Annotated in this window: 16 protein-coding genes; 10 read left to right on the forward strand and 6 right to left on the reverse strand. The window is 71.6% G+C overall.

Annotation, left to right across the window (positions count from 1 at the left end):
* Positions 1–111: 111 nt before the first annotated feature.
* Positions 112–1,047 (forward strand): aldo/keto reductase, encoded by a 936-nt coding sequence (locus QSK22_RS09035; RefSeq protein ID WP_285493565.1) that lies wholly within the window; start codon positions 112–114, stop codon positions 1,045–1,047.
* Positions 1,048–1,275: 228 nt separating this feature from the next.
* Here QSK22_RS09035 and QSK22_RS09040 read toward each other — a convergent pair whose 3' ends face one another.
* On the reverse strand, positions 1,276–2,238 hold the full coding sequence (locus tag QSK22_RS09040; RefSeq protein WP_285493566.1) for a Gfo/Idh/MocA family protein: 963 nt from the start codon (positions 2,236–2,238) through the stop codon (positions 1,276–1,278).
* Between the two features lie 368 nt (positions 2,239–2,606).
* A complete protein-coding gene (locus QSK22_RS33715) occupies positions 2,607–2,735 on the reverse strand; it encodes a hypothetical protein (RefSeq protein WP_352231425.1) in 129 nt (42 codons plus the stop codon).
* 188 nt (positions 2,736–2,923) lie between these two features.
* On the opposite strand from QSK22_RS33715, the gene QSK22_RS09050 reads away from it, so the two are divergent.
* Together QSK22_RS09050 and QSK22_RS09055 are read left to right on the forward strand one after the other, a co-directional pair.
* Positions 2,924–3,721 carry a thymidylate synthase gene (locus tag QSK22_RS09050; RefSeq protein WP_285493567.1) on the forward strand — a complete coding sequence of 266 codons (798 nt, stop codon included), beginning with the start codon at positions 2,924–2,926 and terminating at the stop codon, positions 3,719–3,721.
* On the forward strand, positions 3,718–4,176 hold the full coding sequence (locus QSK22_RS09055) for a dihydrofolate reductase (RefSeq protein ID WP_285493568.1): 459 nt from the start codon (positions 3,718–3,720) through the stop codon (positions 4,174–4,176). Before QSK22_RS09050 ends, QSK22_RS09055 begins: the two co-directional genes overlap by 4 nt.
* Before the next feature lie 103 nt (positions 4,177–4,279).
* On the opposite strand, the gene QSK22_RS09060 is transcribed toward QSK22_RS09055, so the two are convergent.
* On the reverse strand, positions 4,280–4,522 hold the full coding sequence (locus QSK22_RS09060; RefSeq protein WP_285493569.1) for a hypothetical protein: 243 nt from the start codon (positions 4,520–4,522) through the stop codon (positions 4,280–4,282).
* A gap of 252 nt (positions 4,523–4,774) precedes the next feature.
* Between QSK22_RS09060 and QSK22_RS09065 the strand changes: the two genes are divergently transcribed.
* Positions 4,775–6,013: an MFS transporter gene (locus QSK22_RS09065; protein ID WP_285493570.1), complete on the forward strand. Its 1,239-nt coding sequence runs from the start codon at positions 4,775–4,777 to the stop codon at positions 6,011–6,013.
* Between the two features lie 284 nt (positions 6,014–6,297).
* Complete coding sequence (locus tag QSK22_RS09070) at positions 6,298–6,798, forward strand: GNAT family N-acetyltransferase (protein WP_285493571.1); 501 nt, start codon at positions 6,298–6,300, stop codon at positions 6,796–6,798.
* Between the two features lie 45 nt (positions 6,799–6,843).
* Here QSK22_RS09070 and QSK22_RS09075 read toward each other — a convergent pair whose 3' ends face one another.
* Complete coding sequence (locus tag QSK22_RS09075; protein WP_285493572.1) at positions 6,844–7,395, reverse strand: TetR/AcrR family transcriptional regulator; 552 nt, start codon at positions 7,393–7,395, stop codon at positions 6,844–6,846.
* 83 nt (positions 7,396–7,478) lie between these two features.
* Between QSK22_RS09075 and QSK22_RS09080 the strand changes: the two genes are divergently transcribed.
* Both QSK22_RS09080 and QSK22_RS09085 read left to right on the forward strand, forming a co-directional pair.
* Positions 7,479–7,799, forward strand: a complete 321-nt coding sequence (locus QSK22_RS09080; RefSeq protein ID WP_285493573.1) for an SDR family NAD(P)-dependent oxidoreductase — start codon at positions 7,479–7,481, stop codon at positions 7,797–7,799.
* 101 nt (positions 7,800–7,900) lie between these two features.
* Positions 7,901–8,407 (forward strand): Rossmann-fold NAD(P)-binding domain-containing protein, encoded by a 507-nt coding sequence (locus QSK22_RS09085; RefSeq protein ID WP_285493574.1) that lies wholly within the window; start codon positions 7,901–7,903, stop codon positions 8,405–8,407.
* A 638-nt stretch (positions 8,408–9,045) separates the two neighbouring features.
* Here the strand turns inward: QSK22_RS09085 and QSK22_RS09090 are convergent.
* Entirely contained in the window at positions 9,046–9,861 is an 816-nt protein-coding gene (locus QSK22_RS09090; RefSeq protein WP_285493575.1) for an aminotransferase class IV family protein, read from the reverse strand.
* A gap of 813 nt (positions 9,862–10,674) precedes the next feature.
* Complete coding sequence (locus tag QSK22_RS09095) at positions 10,675–11,481, reverse strand: IclR family transcriptional regulator (RefSeq protein WP_285493576.1); 807 nt, start codon at positions 11,479–11,481, stop codon at positions 10,675–10,677.
* Between the two features lie 117 nt (positions 11,482–11,598).
* On the opposite strand from QSK22_RS09095, the gene QSK22_RS09100 reads away from it, so the two are divergent.
* From QSK22_RS09100 to QSK22_RS09110, 3 genes are read left to right on the forward strand one after another with little or no spacing between them, the layout of a single operon-like run.
* Entirely contained in the window at positions 11,599–12,246 is a 648-nt protein-coding gene (locus tag QSK22_RS09100) for an ABC transporter permease (RefSeq protein ID WP_285493577.1), read from the forward strand.
* On the forward strand, positions 12,239–13,285 hold the full coding sequence (locus QSK22_RS09105) for an ABC transporter ATP-binding protein (RefSeq protein ID WP_285493578.1): 1,047 nt from the start codon (positions 12,239–12,241) through the stop codon (positions 13,283–13,285). Before QSK22_RS09100 ends, QSK22_RS09105 begins: the two co-directional genes overlap by 8 nt.
* Positions 13,275–14,057 (forward strand): ABC transporter permease, encoded by a 783-nt coding sequence (locus QSK22_RS09110; protein ID WP_285493579.1) that lies wholly within the window; start codon positions 13,275–13,277, stop codon positions 14,055–14,057. Before QSK22_RS09105 ends, QSK22_RS09110 begins: the two co-directional genes overlap by 11 nt.
* Positions 14,058–14,059 lie beyond the last annotated feature (2 nt).

The following is a 14,059-nucleotide window of genomic DNA, read 5'->3' on the forward strand; positions in this document are numbered from 1 at the left end:
GACGACTTGGGGCGCTCCCGGCCGTGACGTTGATGGTCTTTGCATACAGTTGGCCGCCCCCGCATGGTGACCGGCGGGTGTGAGCGCCGCGTAGGAGAGGACTGCCAGCCAGTGAAGAGGTTCACCCTGCCGGGGACGGACATCTCCGCCCCGAATGTCGTGCTCGGTCTCATGCGCATCGCGGACAAGAGCGACGAGGAGATCCGTGCGCTCGTGCGCACCGCCCGGGAAGCCGGCATCGACTTCGTCGACCACGCCGACATCTACGGCCGGACGACCCACGAGTGCGAGCGGCGCTTCGCCGAGGCGATGCGGTTCACCCCTTCCGAACGCGACGCCGTCACCATCCAGACGAAGGTCGGCATCGTCCGGGAGGGCCCCTACTACGACCACTCCTACGAGCACATCGTCGCGGCGGTCGAGGAGTCGCTGCGCGCCCTGGACACCGACCGCATCGACATCCTGCTGCTGCACCGGCCCGACGCGCTCGTCGAACCCGAGGAGGTCGCCCGGGCCTTCGACGAGCTGGAGGCGGCCGGGAAGGTGCGGGCGTTCGGGGTGTCCAACCACACCCCGGGCCAGATCGAGCTGCTCCGCCGCCATGTGCGCCGGCCCCTCGTCGTCAACCAGCTCCAGTTGTCGATCACGCACGCCCCGATCATCGCCCAGGGCCTGACGGCCAACATGATGGGCGAACCCGAGTCGGCGACCCTGGACGGCGGCGGGATCATCGACTACTGCCGGCTGCACGGCATCACCGTCCAGGCCTGGTCGCCGTTCCAGTCCGGGGTCGTCGACGGCGTCTTCCTCGGCGCGCCCGAGCACGCCGAGCTCAACGCGGTCATCGACCGGCTCGCCGCCGAGTACGGGGTGCCGCCCATCGCGATCGCCACCGCGTGGATCACCCGACATCCCGCCCGCATGCAGGTCGTCCTCGGCACCACCACCCCCGACCGCGTGGCCGGGGCGGCCCAGGGGTCCGACATCCCCCTCACCCGCCCCGAGTGGTACGAGCTCTTCCGGGCCGCCGGTCACCGCATTCCGTGACTCGTCCATCGGTCGGACGCCGATCTCCCATTCCCCTGGGCGTGGCGGGACGGCACAGACAACGACCCTGGCGCACCGCGGGCTCGGCGGTGCCGGCCGGGCGTCTTCGACCTGTACCCCGCGGCATTCACGCCGACCACGACGGCGAGGCGCGGCCGATGCTCGCGCCGCGGCGTCCGGTGCTCCGCTCCCGCCGGCCGGGCGGCGACCCCCGACCGGCGGAGCAGGTCATTCCCCGGGGTAGACGACACCCAGTTGGCTGCGGATCTCGTCAAGGACGCGCATGATCCGCAACGTCTCGTCGAGCGGCAGCAGATCCGACTCCAGGCGCCCGGCCGCGACGCACCGCGCCGCCTCGGCGGCCTCGTAGCACAGCCCGCCGTCACGCTGATCCGGGACGTAGGCGTCCAGCAACTCGCCCTCGCGGCCGACCAGCCGGACCGTCGTCGGCGCGTAGAACTCGCCCTCGATCTCCAGGCGCGCCAGCGTTCCCGACACCGACGCCGTCGTCGGAGTGCGGGTGAACAGCGTGGTGTTGAGCACGCCGTGCGCCCCGGCCTCATTGGTCACCACGATCGACGCCTGCCCGTCGACCCCGGTGAACGCCTTGGTCCCGACGGCGGTGATCGACGTGAAGGGGCCCAGCACCATCGACGCGAACGACACCGGGTAGACGCCCAGGTCCAGCAGGGCCCCGCCCGCCAGTTCCGGCGCGTACAGGCGGGACGTCGCGTCCGGCACCATGAACTGGCCGTGGTCGGCGACGACCGTCTGCACCTCCCCGAGCATCCCGGACGCGAGCACCTGCCGGACCACGTCGATGTGGGGCAGGAACCGCGTCCACATCGCCTCCATGAGGAACACGCCCCGCCGGCGGGCGGCCTCGATGAGCTGCTCCGCCTCGCGGGCGTTGCGGGTGAACGCCTTCTCCACCAGCACATGCCGTCCGGCCTGGATCGCCTGCATGGCATGGGCGAAGTGCTCCGAATGCGGCGACGCCACGTACACGATGTCCACACGATCGTCATCGAGGAGCTCGGCGTAGCCCCCGTACGACGCCGCTATCCCGAACCGGTCGGCGAACGCCCGGGCCCGGCCCGCGTCACGCGAACCCACCGCCACCACGCGCTGCTCGGTGTACGTGTGCAGAGCGCGCGTGAAGGCCGCCGCGATCCCTCCGGGGGCGATCACCCCCCATTCGAGGGCCGGCGCCTCACGCGGAGACGGCGTACGCGGCGCGGGCAGCACACCCGCGGGTGACGCTTCACGCTCGTGCCCGTCAGCCGGAAGGGTCTGCGACATGTGACTCCCATCAGCGAATCGCGTGTCGTTGCGGGACAGGCGCCGCCCGGAACTCGTCTCATCGGAGCGGCGGCGGGGCGCTGGCATCCAATCAGGGGACGGGCAGGCGACACAACCGGCATTCCGTACTGGCGACGCCGACGGCGTGCCACCGGCCGGCGCGGACAGATCCGGACGGCAGGGCGGCCGCCCGTACGCCGGGCGACGTCGCGGCCGACGCCGCGTCCACCGGCCTGCCCGCCCTGGCCCCGTTCGGCTCACAGCCCGCTGAGCCTGCGCCGGACCCGCGCGGCCACCGCCGCCGACATCGAGCGGATCACCCGGGCACACGCCGACGCCGCGCTGCCGGCCGCCGAGGCGGGCTTCGACGCGGTGGAGATCCACATGGGGCACACCGCATTGGTGGTGTACCTGGCCGGAGAGGAGTCCGGCTTCCGCACCGGCGCCGAAGTCCTCGTCGACGGAAGCGTCACCGCGGGCATCGGTAACACCTGACGTCCCACCCGCAACGCGCCCCCGGCCCGGCGTGGACGCCGTCCGGCTCTGTCCGGCGGGGGTGGCTAGGCTTGCGGCCATGCCGGACACACAGTACGAAGACCTGCTCCGCCATGTGCTCGACACCGGCGTCCGCAAGAAGGACCGGACCGGCACGGGCACGCGGTCGATCTTCGGCCACCAGCTGCGCTACCGGCTGTCCGACGGCTTTCCGCTGATCACCACGAAGAAGGTGCACTTCCGCTCGATCGCCTACGAGCTGCTGTGGTTCCTGCGCGGCGACTCCAACGTCGCATGGCTGCGGGAGAACGGCGTCACGATCTGGGACGAGTGGGCCGCGCCGGACGGCGACCTCGGCCCGATCTACGGCGTGCAGTGGCGGTCGTGGCCGACCCCGGACGGCGGACACGTCGACCAGATCAGCGAGGTGCTGCGCACGCTCCGCGAGGACCCCGACTCCCGGCGCATCATCGTGTCCGCATGGAACGTCGCCGACATCCCGCGCATGGCGCTGCCGCCGTGCCACGCGTTCTTCCAGTTCTACGTCGCCGACGGCGAACTGTCCTGCCAGCTCTACCAGCGCAGCGCGGACCTGTTCCTCGGCGTGCCGTTCAACATCGCCAGTTACGCGCTGCTGACGCACATGATCGCCCAGCAGGTCGGCCTCGGCGTCGGCGACTTCATCTGGACCGGCGGCGACTGCCACATCTACGACAACCACGAGCAGCAGGTCCGTACGCAGCTCGCACGGGACGCGCGGCCCTTCCCCACGCTGCGCCTGAAGCCGGCGGCCAGCCTGTTCGACTACACCTACGAGCATTTCGAGCTCGACGGCTACGACCCGCATCCCGCCATCAAGGCACCGGTGGCGGTGTGATCGGGCTCGTCTGGGCGCAGTCGGCCAACGGCGTCATCGGCCGCGACGGCGCACTGCCGTGGCACCTGCCGGAGGACCTGAAGCATTTCCGCGCTCTGACCGCGGGCGCGACGGTGCTCATGGGCCGCCGCACATGGCAGTCGCTGCCGCCGCGGTACCGGCCGCTGCCGGGCAGGCGCAACATCGTCCTCTCCCGAACGCCGCAGGAGGGGGTGGAGACGTTCCCCTGTCTGCAGCAGGCGCTCGACGCGGTGTCCGGGGACGTGTGGGTGATCGGCGGCGCGGCCGTGTACAAGGCGGCGCTGCCGCTGGCCGACCGGATCGTGGTGACCGAGATCCGGGAGCTGTTCGAAGGCGACACGTACGCGCCGACCGTGGGCCGCCCGCCGGACTCGGTGGGCCCATGGCAGGAGTCCTCGACCGGCCTGCACTACCGCTTCCTGACCTGGGGCTGACCCCGGAACCGAGTGACCGCCCGGCGCCGGGCGGCCGCCGCACCGCATCGCCTCCCGCTCCGAACCGCCCCGACCGCGCACGCGCTGCGGGCGGCGGCCGATGTCAGACGGCGGGGCCGAGCGTCCTGGTACGCCTGGCCACCGCCGTGGTGATCTGCTCGGGGGGCAGGCCCGGGGGTTCGCGCTGATGGCCGTGCACCTCCGGGGCCAGGGGCGCGAGCAGGAGCTCGACGAGAGCGTCCGGGGCGGGCGTGCCGGCGGCGGTGAGCAGCGCGCGGAGATGGGCGCGCCAGAACCCGTAGGCGCCGGTCTCGAAGTGGGAGCGGCCCACTTCCGAGCCGATCACCAGGTGCCGGGAAGCGCCCGAACCAGGATCACGACCTGACGGTCGGATGCAGGGAACGCCCCCGGGCGATGGCACCGGCCTCGCAGGCCGTGGCGCCGCCGGGGACCGCTCATCCGAGGTGGTGCGAATGGAAGGCTCCGGTCTTGTGCACGCAAAGGCAGTGCAAAGAGAGTGCGGGGGGAAGTGGTATGGGCGGTAGCTTGTGCGGCGGACTTCGCACGAAACCGCCATTTCTATTCTAGGGCCCGCTTTATGTCCGAAAACTCCACGCTGTGCAGCCTTCTCAGAAATCCTGCGATTGCGCGGCTGTTCGCGGCGCGGGTGACGGGGAATGCCGGTGACGGTTTCGGCATGCTGGCGTTGTCCTTCGGGGCTCTTCACATGGGGTATGGAGCTGCCGGGCTGTCGGTGGTCGTGGCGGCGAAGGCGGCTCCGGCGCTGCTGGTCCTGGCCGGCGGCATCGTGGGGGATCGGTTTCGCCGGCACCGGGTCATGGCCGGTGCGGAGGTGCTCGCGGCGGGGGCGTGGTGCGGCCTTGCGGTGTGCTTCTTCGCCGGGGGCGCGCCGCTGGTGCTGGTGTGCGGTCTGGCGGTGCTGGCGGGACTCGCCCGCGCGCTGCTGGTCCCCGCCGAGCGCGGTATTGCCGCTGATCTGGTGGAGGGCCGGGCGCGGCAGGCGGCGAACGCGTTGCTCGGGCAGTCGGTGGCGGTGGGGTTGTTGGTCGGGCTTGCGGCGTCGGGGGTGCTCGTGGCGGCGGTCGGCGCGTGGGCGGCGGCCGCGATGAAGGCGGGGACGTCCGTGGTGGGCGCGGCGCTGCTGGTGCGGCTGCGCACCCCCGCAAGGCGTCGGGAAGGCTCGGGCATGCTCGCCGAACTGCGCGGCGGATGGCGGGAGTTCACCTCGGTGCAGTGGACGTGGGCTCTCACCGGGCAGTTCACCGCCGTGGCGGTCGCGGTCGGCGCGTTCTCCTCCGTCGTCGGGCCCTTGTACATGGCGCAGGGGCATGGCGGGCCTGGCGGTTGGGGCATGGTGGCGGCGATGGAGGCGGGTGGGGCATGGGCGGGTGCTCTGGTGGCGGCGCGGTGGCGTCCGGCACGGCCGGTCCTGGCGGCGGCGTTGCTGCCGGTGACGGCCGCGGGGCCGATGCTGCTCGCCGGTGCGGGGGCGGACTGGTGGCTGCTGGCTGCGGCCATGGTGGCGCCGGGCGCGAGCCAGACGATCTACGGGGTGCTGTGGTCGACCACGGTGCAGGCCACGTTCCCGCCGGACGTCCTGGCCCGGGTCAACAGCTGGAACCTGCTGGGAGGGTTCGCGCTGACTCCCGTGGCGGTGCTGGTGGCAGGTCCGCTCACCAGCGCGTTCGGAGTCTCCGTCGTGGCGGCGGGGCTGGCGGTGCTGATCGTCGCGGCGACCTCGACGGTGCTCCTGGCCGCGCAGGTTCGCCGGTTCGGCGCCCAGAACGAGTACGGTGAACTGGCCCAGACCGGATGACGGCGTGACAAACGTCGCGACTCAGCCCGGCCTTGCTCGCCCGCTGCCCGACTGTGTTCCGGTGCCGATGATGAGGCGGTCCTGCCATCCGTGAGTTCCATGGCGCCGTCCTCGCGCACGGCGCGTACCGGAAGCCGCAGCAGGCGGGGAGGGCGGTGCATGGTCCCCGGTCGTCAAGCCGGTTGCGGTTCGGGCACGGTGGGAGGGCCTCGACGGGGCCGGATGACCGCGCGGTGCGGCTCGGTGGGCGCAGTTTGGTCGGCGAGGGGTGGTTGGATGCAGCCATGATCATTCGTGGTGTACGTCCCGGAGAGATGGACGCGGTCGGTGAGCTGCGCGTTGCGGCATACCAGGCTCAGAACCATCTGGCGGTGAAGCCGGACTATGCGGACACTCTGCGTGTCCTCGGTGCCGATGGCGGCGGCAAGGTCCTGGTCGCCGTTGAGGACGGCCGGACGGCTCCGATGCTGGGAACGGTCATGGTGGAGCGTTGGCATGCCGCCAGCGAGGTCGCCCGTGGTGAGGACGAGGGCGAGATCCGAGCGCTCGCCGTGGCCCCGCAGGCGCAGGGGCGCGGAGTCGGCCGCGCTCTGGTGCGAGCGGCCATCGACCAGGCCGTCGCCTGGGGGATGCGGCAGCTGGTGCTGTCGACTCAACCGGCGATGACGGCCGCCCAGCGGCTCTATCTCGCCGAAGGCTTCGTCCGGCTCCCTGAACGCGACTGGGCGCCTGCCCCCGGCGTCACGCTTCTGGCGTTCGGGCGCCCGCTCGCCGGTCAGAAGTGAGCTCATGTCGCGAAGCGGCGGCCCCCCTCGACCGCCGTCCGCGGGCTACGGCCGAAGGCCGCGCAGCAGGACGTCCAGATAGCGGTCGATTGCGGTGCCGTCCTCGTCGCCGCCGCTGCGGACCGCATGCTGCAGCCCGCACGTCAGCCGGCGCACGTCGTCCGGGACGATATCCGCGCGGATGACCCCGGCCTTGCGGGCGCGGTCGAGCACGCGCATCGTCAGCGTGCCCAGTTCGCGGCCCAGGGCCAGGGTCTCGTCGCACTGGCACTCGGGTGTCGACAGAACCGCGGCGAGCGCGGGATCGGCAAGCTGGCGGCGCAGGGCGGCGCGCACCAGGTTGCGCAGACCATCTGCGATGTCCGGATTGTCGGCGGCTGCTGCGGCCTCTGCGATCAACGCCCGGTAGCTGTCCGCCGCCAGCGACTCCAGCAGCGCCTGCCGGCCGGCGAAATGCCGGTACACCGTGCCGACGCCGACGCCGGCGTCCTTGGCGATGGCGTTGAGCGGCAGTTCCATGTCACCGGCGGCGAGGCGCGCCCGCGCGGCGGCCAGCATCCGTGCCCGCACACGGGCGGAGTCGGCGCGCAAGGTCACACGGAAAGGATAATCCATCCGCTGCCGTGGTACCGTGGCCCCTGAACGGATAATTTATCCCTTATCAGGCAGAGGACGCGAGCATGGCACTGGCATGGTCCTTCGACGACATCCCCGACCAGACCGGCCGGACGGCACTGATCACCGGCTCGAGCAGCGGGCTCGGCCTCGTGGTCGCCGACCGGCTCGCCCGCCGCGGCGCGAGCGTCATCATGGCCGTACGCGACACCGACAAGGGCGAACGCGTCCGGGCCGGACTGCAGGGCGACCTTGAGGTGCGCCAGGTCGACCTGTCGGACCTCGATTCGGTGCGGCGCTTCGCCGACCGCATGCACGCCGACGGGCGCCGCATCGACGTGCTGCTCAACAACGCGGGGGAACCGGCCCGCAGGCGCACTCCCTGACACCGCAGGGGTACGAGCGGATCTTCGCCACCAACCACCTGGGCCCGTTCGCGCTCACCGGCCTGCTGCTGGGGCTGTTCCGCCCCGACCACGCCCCGAGGGTGGTCACCGTCGGCTCCAACTTCTACCGCCGCACCCGCCCCCGCACCGATTTCGAGGACCTCGTCGCCGAGCGCTCGTTCGCGCCCGGTGCCGCCTACGTGAAGTCGAAGACGGCGAACCTGCTCTTCGGTGCCGAACTGGATCGCAGGCTGCGGCGGGCGGGCAGCCCCGTGCGCAGTTTCCTGGTCCACCCGGGCATGGCCTCCACGCCGATGCACGACAGCGCCCGTGGGTTCACACAGAAGGCACTGCTTGCGGTCGGCAAGGCGCTGCTCAGCCGTCCGGTGGAGCAGGGCGCGCTGCCGCTGGCGTTCGCTGCCACGAGTCCGGCGGCGGAGACCGGGTACCTGCTCGGCTTCTCCCCTCGGCGCAAGGACATCCGCATTCATTTCGACGAACTCGTGCGCCCCGCCGACGATCTCGCCCTGGCCGAGCGCCTCTGGCAGCTGTCCCAGGACGCGACCGGTGTCCGCTACCTGGACGGTGACCGCGCCGAGCGCACCTGACGATCGCGATCACCGCTGACGGCGCCGGTCCGTGATGAGAGCCTCGCCTGCTGAGAGGGGCTCCGCCTGCGCAACGGCGGCTGCCGAGCGATGACATCGTGCGGGAGTTTCATTCGGCCGAGTACTCGAGGGTGTCAAACGTGACCGACGTTGCAACTTTCCAAACAGTCGCGCTTCTCATCGCAGTGCCAGAATCCTTCGCTCAGGCCCAACCGTCCACGCGTCGAATCGTGTCCTGCGACCGCGGGCCTGCGGAGCGGGATCCGGTGCCGCTGGTCGAGACCTGGGACTGATGCCGGCTCAGGCCGTTGGTGCCCCTGCCGCGGTGAACTCGGCGTCCACGCACCTGACATGGCGCGGTCGTCCTGCGCGGGCCTAGGTTGTGTCCGGTGGATCATGATGGGCCCGCAGCAGTGCGGTGACCAGGGCGACCCCGACCGCGTTGCTCCGTCGGCAGGGCGGCCGCCGCACCGGACCGCTCGCCATGACGGCGGCGAAGCCGCAGACTGGGGCGCAGCGGACGACCCTGCCCCCACCCGCACTCAAGAGCCGGATGCCGAGATCCACCGGACATGGCCTAGAGCCATGAACGCCGGGGCCCCTTCTGCAGGGAGGGGCCCCGACGTTCCATTTGGGGTTTACGGCAAGGTCGGAGGTTCGTTCCGGTAGGCGCGGTGGAGCAGCTCCAGGAAGGACGGCGCCTCGGGCAGTGGCACATCGCCGATCTGGTGGACCGCCACACCCGGTGTCCACGAGTTCATGACCACGGCGCCCGCCAAGGCTGGAAGGTCGCCGAGGGTGATCTCCTGGACGCGCTGGGGGACGCCGAGGCGCTCCAGTTGGCGGCGCACGATGCTCATTGTGATGCCGGTGAGCATTTCGGCCTGGGGCCATACCACCGCGGTTCCGTCCCAGAAGGCCAGGTTCCAGATCGTCGCCTCGCTGAGACGGCCCCGGCGGTCGACGAACGCGGCGTCGTCGAAGCCCTGTGCCACGGCTTGGCGCAGGAAGTAGGTCTTGGCCACTTCCCCGACGTGCTTGACGGCCGGCAGGACGCGTTCGTACTCGACCGTCGTCAGTGTCAGCGGGCCCTGGGGGCCGGACGCGGCCGGGCCGGTGCGGATCAGCACCTGCGGCGCCCCGCCGGCACCGGACGCGGTGAATTCATCGGCAGGGGAGTAGACCGTGGCCGTCAGCGACAGGTCGGCCGGGCCGTTGTCCAGCGCCGTCCGCAGGTAATCGCGGATTCGTTCGTCGGGAAGGGCCTGACCGAACAACTCCTTGGAGGCCGAACGCAACCGCTCCAGATGCAGGTCGAGGCCCCGGATCCGGCCCCCGCGCACCTGCATGGCGGTGAAGTGGGCGAAGCCCGCGAAGGCGAGCGGCGCCAGATCCTCGGCTGTCGCATCCCGGCCGTTGCGTTGGACGACGAACGAACGGGCATCGGTGCTCATCGAAAACTCTCCCTCAGCAGTGGTCAGCAGACTGCCATTGGGATGCAGCTTGGCCCGCTGAAGCCCGCTTGCCCAGAGCCCTGTTCTGCGTACGACCGGTGGTCCTACTACTGGCAGGGTCAGGCTGGCGTGCGCTGGCAGGGCCGAGACGCATGGATGATCGGGCTGAAGCGAAGAATGCGGCGGATCCCGACGCCAGGCTATGACCCGAGCGCCCCACCTCGGCAGGCCCTCACCCGAGCGCTGCTGCGGCAACGCCGGCCCGGCTAGGCCCGCGCTGACGCCGACCTGCCTCGATCATGGCGGCGGTCACGGTCGTGGGTCGTCGTCGAGTACCAACGGCTCGGCGGTGACCGCCGCAGGTCATGGTGTTCGGGCACGTCCCCGTCGGGCCGCCCCTGGATCGGGGTTCGGCACCCGCTGGTCATCGGTTCGCGGACGTCCCATCCGCCGCCTGGGCGGCGACGGCTCCGGCATGGCTCGGCATCGGACGGTTCATGACGGCGCGCCATGCATCGCGTGATCGTCGCGCACGAACCGTTACGCGGCCACTTCGACGACACCGGCCGGCGGAACCCGCACGTGATTCGGTCGGTTCGGTGCGGGGTAGGCCGCCCCGCTGCGCGCGCTGACCAGCCACCGGGCCGTGAGGGGGGACGGCTGATATACGGCCCGGTGACCGGTCCGGGCGGCGTCGGCAGTGCGGCGGGCATGGGGCGGGATCGTCGGTTCCCGCGGTGACGTCATCGACCTGGTCTGCGCACGCGGCGGCAACTGCGCTGGGGAAGCCGCCCTCCGGGGCGGAGGGTCGGCTCAGTGGGGGCGTGTTTCGGGGTGGTACCCGAGCTTGGCGGACAGCTCGCGGGCTACGGCCAAGGTCCGGCGGCCGGCTTCGTCCAGGTGGCCGCCGAGCCGGCCCTTGGGGGCGGAGACGTTGATCGCCGCGATGATGCCGCCGCGGAAGTCGCGGATGGGGGCCGAGACGCCGACGAGGCCCGGTTCGAACTCCTCGTCGACGGCGGCGAACCCCCGCTTGCGGATCATGGCGATCTCGCGCAGCAGGTAGTCGATGTCCGGGGGGCGCTGGCGGGGGTGGCCGGGCATCGGGCTCTCCTTCAGCCAGGAGGCCATCCAGGCCCGCAGCGTGTCGGGAGCCCAGTCGGACAGCAGGACCCTGCCGGCCGATGTCATGGGCACCGGTACGGTCACTCCCTCCCAGCCGAGGCCGCGGAAGGCATGGGTGGGGGAGACCGACAGCAGAGTCAGCACCCCCGAGCCGCGAAGGACGCACAGATGGGTCGTCTCGTTGAGCGCGGCGACCAGGCGGCGGAGGTAGGGGGCGGCGAGGTGGGTGAGGCGGGCCTCGGCGGTGCGGGCGGCCAGCGCGTACAGGCGCCAGCCCAGCCGGTACTCCAGCGACTCGGGGTCCCGGTCGGCCATGCCTTCGGATTCCAGGGCCTTCAGCGCTCGCGAGACCTGGCTCTTCTCCCGGCCGAGCAGTTCGGCGATCCGGCTCACCCCGAGGCCGCCCGAGGCGTGTTCGGGACGGGCGAGCAGCTCCAGGATCTCCAGGTCGCGGCGGAGGCCGGCGGACACGGGGGCGCGGGGGCGGTCGGTCACCACGACTCCTGACGTGTGCGTTGCGATGTGCGCAACAAGTATTGCACTGACCGATACCCGGGTTCTAGCGTTCCATTCTGCCTGGTCACGGGCTTCCGAGCGAGGAGGAGGTGCCCGGTGAACTTCAGCGACTACGTACAGTCGCGCTGGGACGAGCTGTTCCAGGCCGCCGTTCAGCACGCGCTCGTCACGGCACTGTCGATCGCCATCGCCACCGTGATCGGGGTGGGGATCGGCATCGCGGCCCACCGCCGCCCGCTGCTGTCGGGCCTGGCGGTCGGCGTGAGCGGCGGTGTGCTGACGGTCCCTTCGTTCGCCCTGCTGGGGCTGCTGATTCCGTTCCTCGGCCTCGGCTGGGCACCGACCGTGGTGGCGCTCGTGCTGTACTCGCTGCTGCCGATCGTGCGCAACACCATCGTCGGCCTGCGTTCGGTCGACCCGGCGGTGCTCGAGGCGGGGCGCGGGATGGGGATGAGCGCCCGGCGGGTGCTGGTCCGGGTGCAGCTCCCGCTGGCCTGGCCGATCATTCTCGCCGGCATCCGGGTGTCCACCCAGATGATCATCGGTATCGCGGCGATCGCCGCCTATGTCGCCGGTCCCGGGCTCGGCAACCAGATCTTCGACGCGCTGGCCAGGCTGGGCTCGGTGAACTCGCTGAACGCGGCGCTGGCGGGGACGCTCGGCGTGGTCGTGCTGGCGCTGGCGTTCGACCTCTTCTATCTCGTCGTCCGACTCCTCACCACCCCGAGGGGGATTCGTGCTTGACAACCTGAGCGGCGGCGCCCGCATCGAACTGGACGGGCTGACCAAGCGCTATCCGGGACAGGACGCGCCCGCCGTCGACAACGTCTCGATGGACATCCCGGCCGGTGAGCTGGTCGTCTTCGTCGGTCCGTCCGGCTGCGGCAAGACCACCACGATGAAGATGATCAACCGGCTGATCGAGCCGACGTCGGGCAGCATCCGCATCGGCGGCCGGGACGTGCTGGCCATGCCCGCCGACGGGCTGCGCAGGCACATCGGGTACGTCATCCAGCAGACCGGGCTGTTCCCGCACCTGACCATCGCCGACAACGTCGCCCTGGTGCCGCGGCTGCTGCGCTGGCCGAAGGCCAAGACGGCGGCCCGCGTCGAGGAGCTGCTGGACCTGGTCGGCCTGGACCCGTCGACGTTCGCCGGCCGGTACCCCTCCCAGCTGTCCGGCGGCCAGCAGCAGCGCGTGGGCGTGGCCCGCGCCCTGGCGGCCGACCCGCCGGTGATGCTCATGGACGAGCCGTTCGGCGCCACCGACCCGATCACCCGGGAGCGGCTGCAGAACGAGTTCCTGCGCCTGCAGCGGGAGCTGCGCAAGACGATCATCTTCGTCACGCACGACTTCGAGGAGGCGCTCAAGCTGGGCGACCGCATCGCCGTGCTGCGGGAGCGGTCGCGGATCGCGCAGTACGACACGCCCGCGCGCATCCTCGCCGCGCCCGCCGACGACTACGTGGCCGGCTTCATCGGCGGGGACGCGGCCCTCAAGCGGCTGGCCCTCATCACCGTCGGCGACGTCGCCGCGGCCGACTCCACCGCGTCCGGTTCCGACAAGCTGCCCCGCGTCGACGCGACCGCCAGTCTGCGGCAGGCGCTGGACACCATGGTCGCGCACGGCGTGCAGGAGGTCGCCTGCGACCAGGGCGTGCTGACGTACGCGCACGTCTGCGCCGCGCTCCGGGCGGCCGGACCGGCGATGGACGGGAGCGGGCGGACGGGCGCGGCGGAGACCGAGGAGACCCAGAGCGGGGCGGTGCGCGGTGCTCGCTGAACCGACGGCCAGGCCGGCGGCCGCGCTCCCCGCGCGCAGGGCTCACCTGGGCCGGCGCGTCCTGCGGCACCTGGCCACCCCCGCGGCGCTCGCCGTCGTGCTGGGCGCGCTGTACCTGTACGTCTCGGCGCAGAGCCTCGACTCCATCGAGCGGCGCACCCTCAACTCCGGGTACCTGGTCGCCCGGGTCGGCGAGCACCTCAAGCTCACCGCGATGGCCGTGCTGCTCGTCCTGCTGATCGCGATCCCGCTCGGCGTCCTGCTGTCGCGCCCTTCGGCCCGCCGGCTGGGCTCGCCCGTCCTGGCGCTGGCCAACCTGGGGCAGGCGACGCCGGCCATCGGGCTGCTGGTGCTGCTGACCATCAAGTTCGGCGTCGGCTTCCGGATCGCGCTGATCGGCCTGGTCGCCTACGCCGTGCTGCCGGTGCTGCGCAACACGATCGTCGGGATCCGGCAGGTCGACGGGGCGCTGGTGGAGGCCGCCCGGGGCATGGGCATGACCCGGACCCAGGTGCTCGTGCGGGTCGAGCTGAAGCTGGCCGTCCCGGTGATCCTCGCCGGCCTGCGCACCGCGCTGGTGATGGCGGTCGGTGTGGCGACCCTGGCCACGTTCGTCAACGCCGGCGGGCTCGGCGACATCATCGTCAACGGCATCAAGCTCGACCGCACCCCGGTGCTGCTGACCGGCAGCGTGCTGACCGCCTGCATCGCCTTCCTCGTCGACTGGGTCGGCGGCGTCGCCGAAGACCTGCTGCGCCCCAAGGGCATGTGACG

Origin of the sequence: Actinomadura sp. NBRC 104425, assembly GCF_030269545.1 — a bacterium.
Taxonomy (GTDB): domain Bacteria; phylum Actinomycetota; class Actinomycetes; order Streptosporangiales; family Streptosporangiaceae; genus Spirillospora; species Spirillospora keratinilytica.